Raw genomic sequence first — 15,920 nt, forward strand, 5'->3', positions numbered from 1 at the left:
ATAAAATAAGGAAGCTAACTATTGTTAGCTTCCTTATTGTTCATTTCAATTATTTAGTTTGACACTTTTGACTCTTCGATTTTCTCACGAAGAACCATTTGCAGAATACCACCGTGACGGTAGTAGTCAATTTCTACTTCACTATCGAAACGAGCTACTACTTCAAATTGTTTTTCGTTGCCATCTAAATCAGTTGCAACTACTTTTACAAGATCGCGTGGTCTAACTGATTTGTCGATTTGAATTTCAAATGACTCGTTACCAACAAGGCCTAATGTTTCAGCACTTTCGCCCTCTTTAAATTGAAGTGGTAATACACCCATTAATACTAAGTTACTGCGGTGAATACGTTCGAAGCTTTCTGCGATTACTGCTTTAATACCTAATAAGTTAGTACCTTTCGCAGCCCAGTCACGAGAACTTCCCATACCGTAATCTTTACCAGCAACAACTAGAAGACCTGTTCCATCTTCTTTATATTTCATAGCAGCATCATAGATAGATGTTACTTCACCAGTTGGCCAATATGTTGTATATCCGCCTTCTGTTCCTGGTGCGATTTGGTTTTTAATACGGATGTTTGCAAATGTACCACGCATCATAACTTCATGGTTACCACGACGAGAACCGTAAGAGTTAAAGTCAACTGGTTGTACGCCGTTTTCTAATAAGTAGCGTCCAGCTGGTGTGTGCTTACCAATTGAACCTGCTGGTGAAATATGGTCTGTTGTTACAGAATCACCAAATTTACCAACTATGCGTAAACCTGATAACGTTTCAACTTCACCTGGCTCTTTAGATAAACCTTCAAAGAATGGTGGGTTTTGAATGTATGTTGAATCATTATCCCAAGTATATAAAGCTTCGTTTGAAGTTTGGATTTCATTCCAACGCTCATTGCTGTTAAATACTTGTGCATATTCTTTCTTGAACAATTCAGATGTAACAACGCTTTGAACTACATCTTCAATTTCTTTAGCTGATGGCCAAATATCATTGAAGTAAACAGCATTGCCATTTGCATCTTTACCGATTTCATCATTTTTCAGGTCAATATCAACAGTACCTGCAAGTGCATATGCCACAACAAGTGGTGGTGATGCTAAGTAGTTTGCTTTTACAAGAGGATGAATACGACCTTCAAAGTTACGGTTACCAGATAAAACAGATGTTACTAGTAAGTCGTTTGCTGCGATTGATTCTTCTAATTCTGGCGCTAATGGACCAGAGTTACCGATACAAGTCGTACAACCGTAACCAACTGTTTGGAAACCTAATTGATCTAAATATGTTGTTAAACCGGATTTATCTAAGTACTCAGTAACAACTTTAGATCCTGGTGCTAATGATGTTTTTACGTACTCAGGTACTACAAGTCCTTTTTCAATTGCTTTCTTCGCAACTAGACCTGCTCCAATTAATACGTATGGGTTTGATGTATTTGTACAGCTTGTAATTGCAGCGATTGCAATTGCACCTGTTTTCATCGTTACTTCTTTATCTTCTAATGTAACCTTCACTTCTTTATCGAACTCTTGCTCATTAAATCCAAGTCCTTGTGTTCCAACTGGTGCTAAAACAGCTTTGTGGAACGCATCTTTCATATCTGAAAGTGGAATTAAATCTTGTGGGCGTTTCGGTCCAGAAAGGTTAGATTCGATTGTATTTAAATCAATTTCAACAAGATCAGTGTAGATTGGATCTTTACTATCTGCTGTATAGAATAAACCGTTCGCTTTACAGTATTCTTCAACAATACGAATTTGCTCTTCATCTCTACCTGTTAAACGTAAGTATTCTAATGAAATATCATCGATTGGGAAGAATCCACAAGTTGCGCCGTATTCTGGTGCCATATTTGAAATTGTTGCACGGTCAGCTAAAGGCATACTCTTTAGTCCATTACCGAAGAACTCAACAAATTTACCAACTACACCTTTTTGACGTAATACTTGTGTTACTTTTAATGCAACGTCTGTTGCCGTAGTACCACTTGGAAGTGTGCCAGTTAATTTCACACCGATTACTTCAGGTACTGGGAAGTATGAAGGCTGTCCAAGCATTCCTGCTTCTGCTTCAATACCACCAACGCCCCATCCAAGAACGCCGATACCGTTAATCATTGTTGTATGTGAGTCTGTTCCAACTAATGAATCTGGGTATGCAACTAAGTCACCTTCAGCATTTTTCACAGCATGAACAACTGGTGCTAAATATTCAAGGTTTACTTGGTGTACAATGCCTGTAGCTGGTGGAACTGCACGGTAGTTATCAAATGATTTTTGTGCCCAGCTTAAAAATTTATAACGTTCTTCATTACGTTTAAACTCTAAGTCCATGTTGAATGCAAGCGCGTCTGCCGTACCCGCTCTATCAACCTGTACAGAGTGGTCAATTACAAGGTCTACAGTAATTTCAGGATTAATTTTGTCAGGATCCCCACCCATGTCTGCCATTGCTTTACGAAGCGAAGCCAAATCAACAACAGCTGGAACACCAGTGAAATCTTGTAAAATTACACGAGATGGTTTAAATGGAACATCGATATCTTGCACATCTTTCGTTCCCCATTTCGCTAAATTTGTAACATGCTCTTCTGTGATTACACGTCCGTCTACTTGACGAAGTACTGATTCAAGTAAAACTTTCACGGAATATGGTAATTGAGATACGTTGCCAACCCCTGCATTTTCAAGCGCTTTCAAATCATAATAATGATACGTTTTTCCATCTACTTCAAAAGTTGCACGTGATTGAAATGGATTATGTTTGACCATTATGTTTCCCCCCTGTTAAACGTGACTAAGTTGTCTGAATATAAAATGTAGACAAACTTTTCAATACCTTACGATAATATCTTATTACAACTTTCTAAATAAGTAAATAATAAGAAACTTATAGATTATCATAAGTTTTCTTTATGTTTCTAAATTTGAATAGCTTTCATGCTCCTTATGAATACTATTATCATAAAGTAAAGTGCTCTATCAGCGATTTACTTACAGTTCATACATACTATGAACTGCTCATCATTCAACATACAAAAAATGTTATAGAGGTGAAATAAAATGGGTAAAAGAAAAGCAAATCATACTATTTCAGGAATGAATGTTGCATCTGCACAAGGACAAGGAACTGGTTACAATGAAGAATTTGCAAACGAGCCTTTAACTCCAGCAGAGCGACAAAATAATAAGAAACGTAAAAAGAACCAGTAAAGAAAAATCCCAAAAGGTCTATTTTCCTTTTGGGATTTTTTCTAATGTTTATAACGTAGTAATTCCGAAACCGTTACAAATCGATAGCCCTGCTTTTTCAACTCAGGTAAAATTTTTGCTAGCGCTGCTACCGTTTGACTACGATCATTTCCTCCATCATGTAACAATACAATATCGCCACTTTTAGCATTTTTCACTACATGATTTACAATGGATTCAACCCCTGGATCTGCCCAATCACGTGGATCTTGATGCCATGACCATAGAACAGTTTGATAACCAGCTTCTTTCGCTGTTTTAAATACAGCATCGTTAATATATCCACCAGGAGGACGGAATAGCAAAGGTTCTTTCACCCATTTTTCAAAAAATTTCTTTCCATCTAAAATATCATTTTCTAATTTTTCATCTGACGAATTACTCGCATACAAATGATTCATCGTATGATTTCCAATTTCATGTCCCTCTTTTAACACTTGGTTCACTAAATATGGATTGCGCTGAACTCGAAATCCAATCATAAAAAATGTCGCTTCAGCCTTATATTGACGTAATAAATCTAAAACTTGCGGTGTATATGTTGGATCTGGCCCATCATCAAATGTAATTGCAATAATTTTTTCATTATTAGGTACTTCCCATGTTACATAACCAGTTGGTTCTAACTCTTTTCTGAGCAACATTTTCGCTTCCACTTTTTCCACTTGAAATATATGTACTGCGCATAATAAAGAAAAAACTATTAAAAGAATTTTCTGTTTTAACATAACGTTCACTAAAGCAGCAAGGTTGTCGAATAGACAACAACCTCATTTACTTTTCTAATTGATCTACATTTCGCATTATATTTTGGAGATTATTTTCATATTGCTCAAGTTGTGGACGTTGTGTTTCTGAAGCTACCTCTAGTGCATTTTGAATTTGTTCATATGCTTCCTGAACCTCTTGGCGTAACTCTTTTAAATCATGACCATAGTTAGGGTCATTCTTCACAATATTATTAAATGCATTTTCTGCTTGTGTAACTCCTTGCTGTGCCGCTTGAAAGGCTTGTTGCTTATCTTTATGATATGGCATTATATAATCCCCTTTCTATAATAGTTAGTCCCCTTTATCTTTACCTTTTTTTCTAAAAACATTCTTGTATAAAATCGTCAACTTCTCTCATTCTAAAAAGAAAGAGGAGGTGTAACATATAATGAGTAAAAACAATCGTGAATCTAAAGAAAAAAAAGGACAACCTGAGCCATTAAGCGGATCTCATAAAGTAAAAAACCGTAACCATTCACGCCAAAAAAAACATGCACATCATGATATGTAATAAAAAATATTCACATACCGTGCACATTCAACATAAAATGTTTGTATTTCATCATTTATTCTTCACCTCTGTTTCATTCATGCATAACATGATATGAATTGATATTTTACGGAGGGTGTCTTACATGGGCAAGAAAAAGAAGAATTGTCTTTTTCATGTTGATGGTTTCGAAGAATGGATGGATCAATTTTGTTCCGATTCTTATAGTAACTTTAGCTTTCCAAATCAAATTCACATCGACCTTTGCGAAACCGAAGAAGAATATATTTTGGAAACAGATGTACAAAATGTCACTGAACAAAATGTACTCATTAAAAAGTTAGAGACAGGCCTAGCTATATGCATACTTCATAAAAACATTTCCTTACAACGAACAATCCCTTTACCTACTACTATCATTTATAAAAAGATGCTAGCCTGCTTAGAAAACGGATTTTTAGCCATTCATATTTCCAAAAATGAAGTTGCTGATAAGCATGAAAAAAAAGTTCTTTTTTCAAATTAAGAGTTAATATAATATAAACTAAGCCCCAGTTGGTTACTGGGGCTTATGTTATTTCGCATGCATTTCTATATTAGAATTTGCATCATATCTTTTTTTCGATAAACCTTTTGTAACTAAAAGCACAGGAAATGCCACAGTTGAAAATATAGCTAGTGCTGAAAATACTACAAACCCATTTTGGTAGCCGTAGTAATCGAGAAGTACTCCTCCAAACCACGGACCTATTACTGCTCCAATTCCCGAAAAGCCCATCGCACCGAAGTATGTTCCTTTTAGATGCGCAATAGCAATATCATCAATAAATACATCCGTCATCGAAAACATTAAGACTTCTCCAATTGTAAAAATAATTGTACAAACGGCAGCACTTAGCATAGATTCTACTATTCCAAAGCCAAATAATCCTCCGCTTACAAATAAAGTCCCCACCATAATTGATGTTAACGGTGTATACTTTTTGCACATTTGAATAACAGGGTATTGGATAATCACTACAACAATCGCATTTAAAGCTAACATATATGAAAATAATTTCACTCCATCCTGAAATATATGTGCATTTGCAAAATATTGAGATACTGTTGTCGTTAAGTGAGAAAAACCACAATTACTCAAAATAATACCGACTAAAGCAACTAAAAATACGACATCCTTTCGCAAAATGCGAATTGCATTTAACATTGTGACAGGTTTTTCTGTATTTATTTTCTTTTTTTCAATTGGATACTTCTTAAATTGGAATGCTAATATAGCTGTATATAGAATGTACACTCCAGCTGCTACTAAAAAAGGAATTGTAGATTTTGCGCTTCCAATCTGTAATCCGACAAGAGGGCCAATCGCCACTCCAACATTGATTGCACCGTAACGCAAATTATATACGAGTAAACGATACTCTGGTTTCGTTAAATCTGATAATAATGCTCTTGATGTTGGCTCAAAAAACGACCTACATAATCCATTTAAAGCGTTTAATAAAAAGAAACTTAAAACATGATTCGCAAGTGAAAAACCTATAAACACAAAAATCCAAACGATCATGGACCAGAGCATAATCGTTTTCCGGCCAAATCGATCTGATAAATTCCCTCCGATAAAACTAGCAAAAACACCAACAAGTGCACTCGTTCCGATAATAGCACCTGTCATTCCAGCTGATACACCTTTAACAGTCGTTAAATAAATTGCTAAAAAAGGAATGCTCATTGACGTGGCGAACCTCGCAAATAAAGTCCCTATTATAATTGTCATTCCTAACGGATGAATATTTTGTAACTTCCCCTTCATCACTAAACCTACTCTCCCCGTTCTTACATAAAAAAAAGAAAGCAAAGGATCTGCTTTCTTTTCCTTTTTCTATACTTGAGCTGTTGATACCCGAGTTGTTCTCGTTATGTCCATATCAATTCCATATGTGAACTGTAATTCTTTACACACATCTTTAATTAAGATTGCGACATTATACTTTTCATTAAATTGTAAAACTATGTTTTCTACTTCTTCATATGTATACTTATATTCCCCTGTAATGACACTTTTTAAATCAAAGCATTCATTTATACAAAGTTGCACAAGTAGCTGGTCATATTTCTCTATTACATCTTCTTTCTTCCACAGTAACTCTTTTACATATAACCGATCAAACTTCACACTTTCTCGATTACAATCCGTTAAAATCCGGGTCATTTCATTTAATTCTCGATACAATTCAGAAATATTTTTACTTAAACTAAGAAGTTTATCTACGCCGTTTTCATATAACATATTCATTCCACCCCCGCATTTTCTTTTTCTTATTATAGCAAGAAAATTCTAAAAATAGCTTCTTTCTTCTGAAATATTAGGAAACTAATTTCAATTGCTTTACAATGAAACTAGTGAACGCGAAAGGGGAAAGAAAATTGGAGCAAAAATTATATTACACTGACGCTTATAAGCAAGACTTTACTACAAAAATTATAAAGCAAGATTATGATAAAGACGGTAACTTATACGTCGTTTTAAACGAGACCGCATTTTATCCGACAGGTGGCGGACAACCGCATGATACTGGCACATTAAATGATATCGATGTAATCAATGTAGAAGAGATACATGGGGAAATTCGTCACTTCATTGTAGAAAAATTACATACAGAAGAAGTAGAAGGTAAAATCAATTGGGAGCGCCGTTTTGATCATATGCAGCAACATGCGGCTCAGCACATTTTATCTGCTGCTTTTTGGGATCATTTTAACATACCTACGATTGGATTCCACCTTGGTAAAGAAACGGTAACAATTGATTTAGAAATAGAAAATCTTCATACAGAAACGGTTGAAAAAGCAATAAACATTGCCAACAAAATTGTTTTCGAAAACCATCAAATCCATATCGAATGGATGAACTTAGAAAAAGCGAAAACATTCCCCCTTCGTAAAGAACCGACTATAACAGAAAATATACGGGTTGTTATTATCGAAAACTTTGACTACAACGGCTGTGGTGGAACGCATCCGAAACGAACTGGTGAAGTTGGTCCTATTCAAGTACTAGGATGGGAGCGCAATAAAGGTGGTATACGCTTAACGTTTATCGCTGGTTGGCGTACACTTAAATTAATGGGACAACAGCAACAAATTATGAAAGATGTTTCTAAACAATTAAACAGTAGCGGGAGTGATATCCCAGCAAAAGTAGCACAACTTCTTACTTCTCAAAAAGAAAATGAAAAAGCAATACAAACAATGAATGAAAAATTATTATTTGCAGAGGCAAATGAACTACTTCTACAGCCCATAAAAATTCATGCTGACATACTTATTTCTAAAGTATTTACAAATCGTTCTATGCAAGAAATCGCAAAGCTTTCCGCTATTATTACAGAACAACAAGAGCATGCAATTACGTATTTCGTCATCGAAAATGATGACAAACTACAATGTATTCTCGCTTGCGGAAAATCAGTATCACTCGATATGAATGCTCTTTTAAAAGACGCTCTTCCTACAATCGAAGGAAAAGGTGGCGGAAATAAGAAGAGTGCTCGCGGTGGCGGGAGAGCAATTATGAGCGGAGATGAATTTTTAAATCAGCTTGTTTCTTCTTTACAGTCGGCGGTGTAAAGCATTTTTAGTAAGGATAGCTAACAGCTATCCTTACTCTACACTTACAAACCAATATTTTGTTTCAAGCCTTGATAACTCCCTGCACTTGCAAAACCTTCACTTATAAGAGTGATAAAAGTTTCCGAAAAACCATATTGACTTAAATCTTTAATCGGTACCATTTGCACATCATGAATTGGATTATGATCAAATTCATTAGAGGGTAACATAATTTCCCCTGTAAGCTTTTCAAGTAGAAATGTAATATGTAATAAAGATAGACTGGCATCCGGTTTATCACAAACATAGAGTAGCTTCTTAATTTTAACTTCTAATCCCGTTTCTTCTCTCATTTCTCTAATCATCGCCTCTTCTAACATTTCACCATTCTCCACTCTTCCTCCAGGTAAAGACCAATTCCTATTAGCAACTTTTTGCTTTACTAGCAATAATTTTTCACCTTCAATTAAAATTCCCGTAACACGAACTTGCATTACATTTTCCATATGTAATCTCCTCTTCCCATTATATTTACAAATTACCCCTTCCATAAAAAGAACGTACGTTTTATAATTGAAGAAAATTATGGAAGAAAGTAGTTGTTACATTCATGCGTCCACCTTTAACAAAGTCTATATCACTTGAAGATTTCCAAAACTATTATTGGTTAAAAGCAGAACTCCAAACATTTTGTCGTGAGAATGGGTTGCCAGCTAGCGGCTCTAAGATTGAAATAACCGATTGTATCTCACATTATTTAACTACGGGGAAAGTCTTAAAAAACAGCTCTGGGCAAAAAGTGCGTAAAGCTTCCCTCTCTTATAAAGACCTTTCTCTTCAAACGATTATTACTAACAATCACCGCTGTAGCGAAGATGTTCGTGCTTTTTTCAAAGAAAAAATCGGAACAAACTTCCGCTTTACAGTAGCTCTTCAAAAATTTTTCAAAGAGAATGTTGGAAAAACATATGAAGACGCGGTAGCTTTTTGGCATGAAGAAAACGAACGAAAAAAAGACCCTACATACAAAACAACTATCGGTGCACAATTTGAATACAATCACTTTACTCGTGACTTTTTCGAAGATCCAAATAATAAAGGGAAAGCAAAAGCTGATGCGATTGCTGCTTGGAACGAAATGAAAGCGAAGCCTGGTAGCAATATTTATGTTCCTCAAAAAGTAGAAAACTAGTTACCTCGCTAGTCTTCTACTTTCTCAAATAATAGCGCAATCCCTATCCCGCCTCCAATTCCTAATGTAGCAATTCCATATTTCATAGACTCTCTTTGTGCCTGATAAAACAAACGTGTTACAAGCATAGCACCAGATGCACCGTACGGATGACCGAGCGCAATTGCTCCACCATTTACATTTACTTTTTCGTACGGAATTTGTAACTCTTTTGCGCAAGCAACAACTTTTGAGGCGAATGCTTCATTTATTTCAAAATAATCGATGTCCTCTACTTTTACATTCATTTCGTTTAATAATTTGTTCACCGCAAATATCGGACCAGTCCCTGGAAGCTTGGGATCCACTCCCACTACAGCACTACGAACGAAACGAAGGACAGGTTTATAACCTAACTTTCGGGCTTGTCCCTCTTCCATTACAAGAACGGCACATGCTCCATCATTTACACCGCACGAATTACCTGCCGTTACTGTTCCATTTTGTAAAAATGCGGGCTTTGTTCTTTTAATGATTCGTTCATAATTCATTTCTAGCTTTATAGATTCATCTAATAATCCATTAAAAGAAAATATTTCATCATGTATATATCCTTTTTCTAACGCTTGCAGTGTCCGCTTATAACTAAGACAAGCATACTCGTCTTGCATTTCTCTCGTTATGTTATAACGCTCCGCAACATATTCAGCCGCTACTCCCATGTCAGGATCACCAATTGTTTCAGGTGAAAATCGTGCTCTTTTTTGAAAAGGTGACGTACTTGTACTCTCTACTCCCCCGGCGATATAACACTTACCTGCCCCGCCTTGAATGAGATGACACGCAGTTCGAATTGCTTCTAAACCAGCACCACATTGCCGATCAATCGTTACACCAGGAATATGATAGCCAAGTCCCGCCTCTAAAGCAGATAGTCTCGCAATATTCCCTCCTGGCCCCACAATATTCCCTAACATGACATCGTCTATTTCTCTCTCAATCCCTTTACTTAAAAACGTAAGAAGCGGCGTTACTAATTGCTGAACTTCATACTCTTTTAACATCCCATTCTTCTTACCGATAGGTGTTCTTTTCGCCTCTACAATAACTGCTCTATTCATATATTTTCTCCCGGTTTTCAATCATACTTTTTGCTTCCATACGAGCGATTTTCCCACTATTTGTATAAGGTATTCCATCTACAAAATGCCATTCTTTCGGTATTTTAAAAGAGGATAATCTCTGTAAGCAAAAACTCTTTAATTGTTGTTTCGTAGCACTTCCTTTTACGATCGCGAGGGGCTTTTCACCCCAGTAACTATCTTTCACACCAATTACAACTATTTCATCAACAGCTGGGTGTTCATGTAATACACTTTCTATTTCTTCTGGATAAATATTGATTCCTCCAAATAAAATCATATTCTTCTCTCTACCAACAATATATATATAGCCTTCTTCATCTTCATAGCCTACATCTCGCACTGTCATCCAGCCTTCTGCATTCAACTCCCGTGTTAAAACCCCATCTATTATGTATCCCATAAAAAACTGATCACTTTTCACATAAACAGTTCCTATTTCACCTTTTTGTACTTCTTCGCCTGCTTCATTACATATTCGAACTTGCACATTATGACAAGGTTTTCCTACTGAATTTGGCCTTCTTTCGCTTTCTGCATCGACTAGTGCTGTTACAAAACTTAACTCTGATGCACCATAAAATTCATATCTTTTCGCATAAGGAAATATATTCTTTATTTTTTCTTTCGCTTCAGCTTCCCATTTCGCTCCTGACGAAATAATTTTCACTTTATTTTCTATTACTCTATTTTCTTTATATAAAGATTCAAGCATTGTCGGAACTGTATACATAACTGATATATTTTCAGTTTCTAACTTATCTAGTACTTGATTTGGAATGAACTTTCTCATAATGTACACCGTTTGTCCTACATATAATGCACTTATTGCCCCGTATAAGAAAAGAGAATGAACGAGCGTCCCAGCTATTAAAATCGAATCCTCCCTTTTCATATGAAAGTCATGTACATTACAATCAAAACTATGAACCCACGATTGTTGTGCACGTAAAAATGCTTTTGCTGTTCCTGTTGATCCTGATGTAAATCCCATATAAAAAGGAGCATTTTGTAAACTTTCTACAGGATTATATGTAGGAAGATAGTTCTCTATCATTCTTTTCCACTCATCAATTTCAATTACTCTTCCTTCTTCATCCGGTAGATCATTTACCTTATATCGCTCTGTCACAATCACATCCGGATTACTAATTGCAATTCTTTCTTTGAGCTCATCCTCTTTCCACTTTATATCTAACGGCACACAAACCCATCCAGACATCGCAGCCCCAGCAAATAGTTGTAAAAACTCCATACTATTTTCTAATACAATTGCTATCGTTTTATTCTTCGATTCTTTTTCATTCAACCAGTTTGCTACTTTACATACTGACTCAAACCACTCTTTATATGTTAATACTCGATCATTTTCCTTTATTGCTATTTTACTTGATAGTAAAGAGGCATACTTTTTATATTCTTTTGTAATCCCCATTTGAGACGTCCTTTCTTTACAAAATAATAAAAAGAAACACGCAATGAACGTGTTTCTTCTCTTTCTTATCCCGCATTTGTATATTTCCCACTCTTTAGAGCAGGCGTAATAATATGTTTCAATGAACGATGTAATTTCGTTACAAGAATTGCTGCTATAATCGCTTTTATGCAATCACCTGGTAAAAATACGACACTCACTTTCATCGTCTGCCATATAGAAATATCCATTACGAATGCTTGTACAATGATACCAAATACATAAACTACGAAAATACCACCAATTATATTAATGCATAATACTTTTATAATAGAAACTTCACGTAAACGCTCAATTAAATAACCAATAACAAATGCTCCTACAATATAACCAAGTAAATATCCTGCGCTTGGCCCAACAAATATACCTGGACCACCTCGTCCACCTGCAAGTAATGGTGCCCCAACTCCAACAATAAGTAAGAAAATAAGCTGACTTAACGCACCAAGACGTGATCCTAACAATCCACCAGCAAGCATAACACCGAGTGATTGTAATGTAATCGGAACTGGTGTAATAGCAAGAGCAATTGGAGGTATTAACCCTAACACTCCCATAATAGAACTAAATAAAGCGACGAAAACTAAGTTTTTTGTATTCATATTTGCTTCTCCTATTTGTAAACTTAAAACGATTTTTAGATAACATATTATAGGAGTTATATTATCTTTCTATTTAGTATTTGTCAACTTATTTTAAATATATGTTTACAATTATTTTTTCAATTATTCCTCCTTATGCAAATGCTCAAGTTCTTTCCGAAGCGCCTGTTTTAAAAACTTCCCAACAGATGTTTTCGGAATTTCCTGCATAAATACAATATCGTCTGGTAACCACCACTTTGCAAACTGTGGTTTTAAAAATTCATATAGTTCTTCTTTTGTAACAGTGCTATTTGCCTTTTGTACAACGCAGGCAACTGGACGCTCTTGCCACTGCGGGTGTGGAACTGCAACAACGGCCGCTTCAAATATAGCATCATGTGCCATTAAAGCATTTTCAAGGTCAACTGAGGAAATCCATTCTCCCCCGCTTTTAATAACATCTTTCGTACGATCAACAATTTTCACGCAGCCTTCCTCGTCAACTGTAACAACATCACCAGTATATAACCAACCGTCTCGGAATCCTTCGACAGTACGATCATCGTTATAATAGCTTTCAGCAATCCAAGGTGCTCGTAAACATAACTCTCCCATCTCAGTACCATCCCACTTCACTTCACCGTTTGTACCGACTACTTTCATCTCTACACCAGGGACAAGATATCCTTGTTTTGAGCGGATTTCTAATTGCTCTTCATATGATAATTCTGTTTCATAACTTTTTAAACGTGCAAGTGTTACGAGTGGGCTTGTTTCAGTCATACCATATGCATGTACGAAAGGAACATTATATTTTTGTTCAAATGCTTTAATAACGCTTTTCGGTGCAGCAGCACCACCGCATAATATTCTCGTTATACTAGATAAATCGTAACTATTATTTTCTAATTCTTGTAATACACCGAGCCAGATTGTCGGCACACCTGCTGCTATCGTTACTTTTTCAGCTTGGATCATCTCTAATAAAATTTTTGGAGTAAACATTGGTCCTGGCAGAACTTGTTTAGTTCCAAACCAAGTAGCTGCAAAAGGAAGTCCCCAAGCGTTCACATGGAACATCGGTACAATTGCCATCGCCGCATCACTTTCCGATAAAGCAGCTGTATCCGCTAAACCGAGTGCCATACAATGCAGTACAGTACTACGATGCGTATATACAACACCTTTTGGATTCCCTGTAGTCGCTGACGTATAACACATACCAGCAGGTGTATTTTCATCAATATCTTTTACAAATTGGAAATTTGGATCGCCTTCTTCTAATAGTTTTTCATAATGATATACAGGTTCTAGCGTAGTATTTGGAAGTTCATCTTTATCAGTCATAATAATGTAGGCTTGTACAGTTGATAATTGTGATTGAATATTTTCAACGAGTGGTACGAGATCTTCATCTATAAGTAGAATGTGATCTTCTGCGTGCTGAATAATGTATGAAATATGTTGAGGAGATAAACGAATATTAATTGTGTGCAAAACAGAAGCAATACCAGGAATAGCAAAATAAGCTTCCACATGTCGATGATGATTCCACGCTAACGTTCCTATACGCTCGCCTTCTTTAATTCCTAATTTTTTTAACGCACTAGAAAGCCTTCTCGTCCTTTCACCTAACTGCTTATACGTTAACGTCGTAACTGTATCATGTGTCCGTGAAACAATTTCTTTCTTTGAAAACAGTTTTTCTGCTCTTTCCATCATAGAACTAATTGTTAGCGGTACATTCATCATCATATTGGTTATATCCCCCTTTAAAGCGTTTTTATTTTTCGTTCATTATAACAGACTTCTACAAATGATTACGACATTTTTCTGTATTTTCTGAATTATTTCTTTGGAAATAATTCAGAACGATAAAAAACATGTTTTGAATACATTGATTCGAAACATGTTTTTTATTTTTTATAAACTATCTACCTTTTTCCTTACTTTCTTTTTCAATTTAAAAATAAAACGATTACTGTATTCCTTATTTTCTACTAAAATCCGATACGTCTCTAACACTCCTAACACACGTACAAAAAGATAAACTCCGATAGCAATAAGTACAACACAATAAGGGTAATACTGCACTAATTCTCCTGAAGTTATATGCTTTTTCTCAAACAAAAACGGAATCGCTCCTGCTGCAATAAAACAAAATCCAACGATCACTACTGACGCATACTTCTTCTTAATAGTCGCATATCTTTTTGTCAATTCTTTTAGAAAGTTTTGATCAAATAGTAGTTCTTCCTTTTTCAATACATTGTATCGACTCTCTTCTATCGTTACAGGTGCCATCATTGCTCCGATCCCAAGCACTGCAATGATAATGACAAGAAACGTAGACATTGTTGCATTTTCTTTAAATAATAAGTACGGTATTGTAGATAAAATAAGCAAGCTAAATCCTAATGCAATATATTTAGAAATTTTTTGTCCATACACTACATACCCTTCTGCCATTTCCTTACTTACATAATAACCATTTTCCTTTTCGTTACTTTGCTCAGCAGTTTCTTTTAATAAATAGTCAAGTGATACTTCAAATACATTTCCAATCATTATTAACTTTTCAGTTTCAGGAAAACCTTGACCGTTTTCCCATTTACTAACCGCTTGCCTTGTTGTGTTTAATTTTTCAGCTAATGCTTCTTGAGAAAGGCCCTTTTCCTTTCTTAATTTAAAAAGCTTTTCACCAAATCCCATATGTGTGTCCCCCTTTGTTTTCTTACCTAAATTGTATGTAAACATTGCCTTTATCTCTATCTTCCCGCGGTTGCACTTTGTCAACTTACGGTTGCGAATGTGTTATATAGTGGTTTTGTATACGATTTAGCTATTATTCTTCTATGATTATGGCGTTAATAAACCACCTCTCTCAATAACCAATTATAATAATTAAAGGTAATTATTGTTATAAAAAAACAAAAAACTCCTTTATTCATTTAAAGGAGTTTTAAATATGAAATATTCCAAGAGGAGCTGTTTTTTCTTCCTCCTACTGCCTCACAATTTCTTCTATATATTTTTATGTGTCATATAACGAACCATGTACAGTATATGTTTTCATCTCTTTATCTGAGGCATACTCATATATATGTAAAATATTACTCTTATTAACTTTTCTAATAAAGTCACTTCCCAATAATCATAACGGCTTCTGCTTAAACTTTTCATAATGTCGTACTTTTAATAGAAGGATATTCCCGCAATCTGTACAAATATAAGCATCCACCGGTGAAGATGTGAACATCGTTTCCTTTTTCCGTATTTGTGCATATCCGACAAACTCACCTTCTCCTATGTTTTGAGAACCACAATTAGAGCATGCCTGCACGGCTTTTTGTTTCATGAGAGCACCACCTTTAATCTGTTTCCACTCCCTTCGACAGCTCACTTCCATTTCCCTTCCA

General features: G+C 35.5%; 17 protein-coding genes. 5 read left to right on the forward strand and 12 right to left on the reverse strand.

The genetic code is table 11. The features are described 5' to 3' along the window. Window positions 1-53: 53 nt before the first annotated feature. The gene (gene acnA / locus BCG9842_RS17720; RefSeq protein WP_000238553.1) at window positions 54-2,777 is read right to left on the reverse strand and encodes an aconitate hydratase AcnA; all 2,724 of its coding nucleotides are present in this window, start codon (window positions 2,775-2,777) and stop codon (window positions 54-56) included. Between the two features lie 291 nt (window positions 2,778-3,068). Between acnA and sspO the strand changes: the two genes are divergently transcribed. Beyond that, window positions 3,069-3,218 (forward strand): small acid-soluble spore protein O, encoded by a 150-nt coding sequence (sspO, locus tag BCG9842_RS17725; protein ID WP_000518060.1) that lies wholly within the window; start codon window positions 3,069-3,071, stop codon window positions 3,216-3,218. Window positions 3,219-3,259: 41 nt separating this feature from the next. Here the strand turns inward: sspO and pdaB are convergent, their stop codons facing one another. Further along, the gene (pdaB, locus tag BCG9842_RS17730) at window positions 3,260-3,985 is read right to left on the reverse strand and encodes a polysaccharide deacetylase family sporulation protein PdaB (protein WP_000917689.1); all 726 of its coding nucleotides are present in this window, start codon (window positions 3,983-3,985) and stop codon (window positions 3,260-3,262) included. A gap of 46 nt (window positions 3,986-4,031) precedes the next feature. Beyond that, complete coding sequence (locus BCG9842_RS17735) at window positions 4,032-4,295, reverse strand: hypothetical protein (RefSeq protein WP_001146295.1); 264 nt, start codon at window positions 4,293-4,295, stop codon at window positions 4,032-4,034. A gap of 121 nt (window positions 4,296-4,416) precedes the next feature. Here BCG9842_RS17735 and BCG9842_RS17740 point away from each other — a divergent pair, with 121 nt between their 5' ends. After that, a complete protein-coding gene (locus BCG9842_RS17740) occupies window positions 4,417-4,539 on the forward strand; it encodes a small acid-soluble spore protein P (protein WP_000042142.1) in 123 nt (40 codons plus the stop codon). Window positions 4,540-4,663: 124 nt separating this feature from the next. Then, window positions 4,664-5,044: an Hsp20/alpha crystallin family protein gene (locus tag BCG9842_RS17745; protein ID WP_000516758.1), complete on the forward strand. Its 381-nt coding sequence runs from the start codon at window positions 4,664-4,666 to the stop codon at window positions 5,042-5,044. A gap of 48 nt (window positions 5,045-5,092) precedes the next feature. Here BCG9842_RS17745 and BCG9842_RS17750 read toward each other — a convergent pair whose 3' ends face one another. Then, window positions 5,093-6,331, reverse strand: coding sequence for an MDR family MFS transporter (locus tag BCG9842_RS17750; protein WP_041488172.1), 1,239 nt, complete (start codon window positions 6,329-6,331; stop codon window positions 5,093-5,095). Between the two features lie 69 nt (window positions 6,332-6,400). Next, window positions 6,401-6,808: a hypothetical protein gene (locus tag BCG9842_RS17755; protein ID WP_000965134.1), complete on the reverse strand. Its 408-nt coding sequence runs from the start codon at window positions 6,806-6,808 to the stop codon at window positions 6,401-6,403. A 137-nt stretch (window positions 6,809-6,945) separates the two neighbouring features. On the opposite strand from BCG9842_RS17755, the gene BCG9842_RS17760 reads away from it, so the two are divergent. Next, complete coding sequence (locus BCG9842_RS17760; RefSeq protein ID WP_000435890.1) at window positions 6,946-8,148, forward strand: serine-tRNA(Ala) deacylase AlaX; 1,203 nt, start codon at window positions 6,946-6,948, stop codon at window positions 8,146-8,148. 44 nt (window positions 8,149-8,192) lie between these two features. On the opposite strand, the gene BCG9842_RS17765 is transcribed toward BCG9842_RS17760, so the two are convergent. After that, window positions 8,193-8,636, reverse strand: a complete 444-nt coding sequence (locus tag BCG9842_RS17765) for an NUDIX hydrolase (RefSeq protein WP_000432582.1) — start codon at window positions 8,634-8,636, stop codon at window positions 8,193-8,195. A gap of 104 nt (window positions 8,637-8,740) precedes the next feature. Here BCG9842_RS17765 and BCG9842_RS17770 point away from each other — a divergent pair, with 104 nt between their 5' ends. Further along, entirely contained in the window at window positions 8,741-9,322 is a 582-nt protein-coding gene (locus BCG9842_RS17770; protein WP_001247748.1) for a DUF6434 domain-containing protein, read from the forward strand. A gap of 8 nt (window positions 9,323-9,330) precedes the next feature. Here BCG9842_RS17770 and BCG9842_RS17775 read toward each other — a convergent pair whose 3' ends face one another. From BCG9842_RS17775 to BCG9842_RS17800, 6 genes are all read right to left on the reverse strand, one after another. Continuing rightward, window positions 9,331-10,422, reverse strand: coding sequence for an acetyl-CoA C-acyltransferase (locus BCG9842_RS17775; RefSeq protein WP_001078011.1), 1,092 nt, complete (start codon window positions 10,420-10,422; stop codon window positions 9,331-9,333). After that, window positions 10,415-11,878, reverse strand: a complete 1,464-nt coding sequence (locus tag BCG9842_RS17780) for an acyl-CoA synthetase (protein WP_000513182.1) — start codon at window positions 11,876-11,878, stop codon at window positions 10,415-10,417. The genes BCG9842_RS17775 and BCG9842_RS17780 overlap by 8 nt, the downstream gene beginning before the upstream one ends. Before the next feature lie 65 nt (window positions 11,879-11,943). Then, window positions 11,944-12,519: a biotin transporter BioY gene (locus tag BCG9842_RS17785; protein ID WP_001093320.1), complete on the reverse strand. Its 576-nt coding sequence runs from the start codon at window positions 12,517-12,519 to the stop codon at window positions 11,944-11,946. A 123-nt stretch (window positions 12,520-12,642) separates the two neighbouring features. Next, entirely contained in the window at window positions 12,643-14,256 is a 1,614-nt protein-coding gene (locus tag BCG9842_RS17790; RefSeq protein WP_000980177.1) for a long-chain fatty acid--CoA ligase, read from the reverse strand. Window positions 14,257-14,424: 168 nt separating this feature from the next. Next, window positions 14,425-15,213, reverse strand: coding sequence for a helix-turn-helix domain-containing protein (locus BCG9842_RS17795; RefSeq protein WP_000505609.1), 789 nt, complete (start codon window positions 15,211-15,213; stop codon window positions 14,425-14,427). 442 nt (window positions 15,214-15,655) lie between these two features. Continuing rightward, window positions 15,656-15,910 carry a hypothetical protein gene (locus BCG9842_RS17800; RefSeq protein WP_003260719.1) on the reverse strand — a complete coding sequence of 85 codons (255 nt, stop codon included), beginning with the start codon at window positions 15,908-15,910 and terminating at the stop codon, window positions 15,656-15,658. Window positions 15,911-15,920 lie beyond the last annotated feature (10 nt).

This window comes from Bacillus cereus G9842, from assembly GCF_000021305.1.
Classification (GTDB): Bacteria; Bacillota; Bacilli; order Bacillales; family Bacillaceae_G; genus Bacillus_A; species Bacillus_A thuringiensis_S.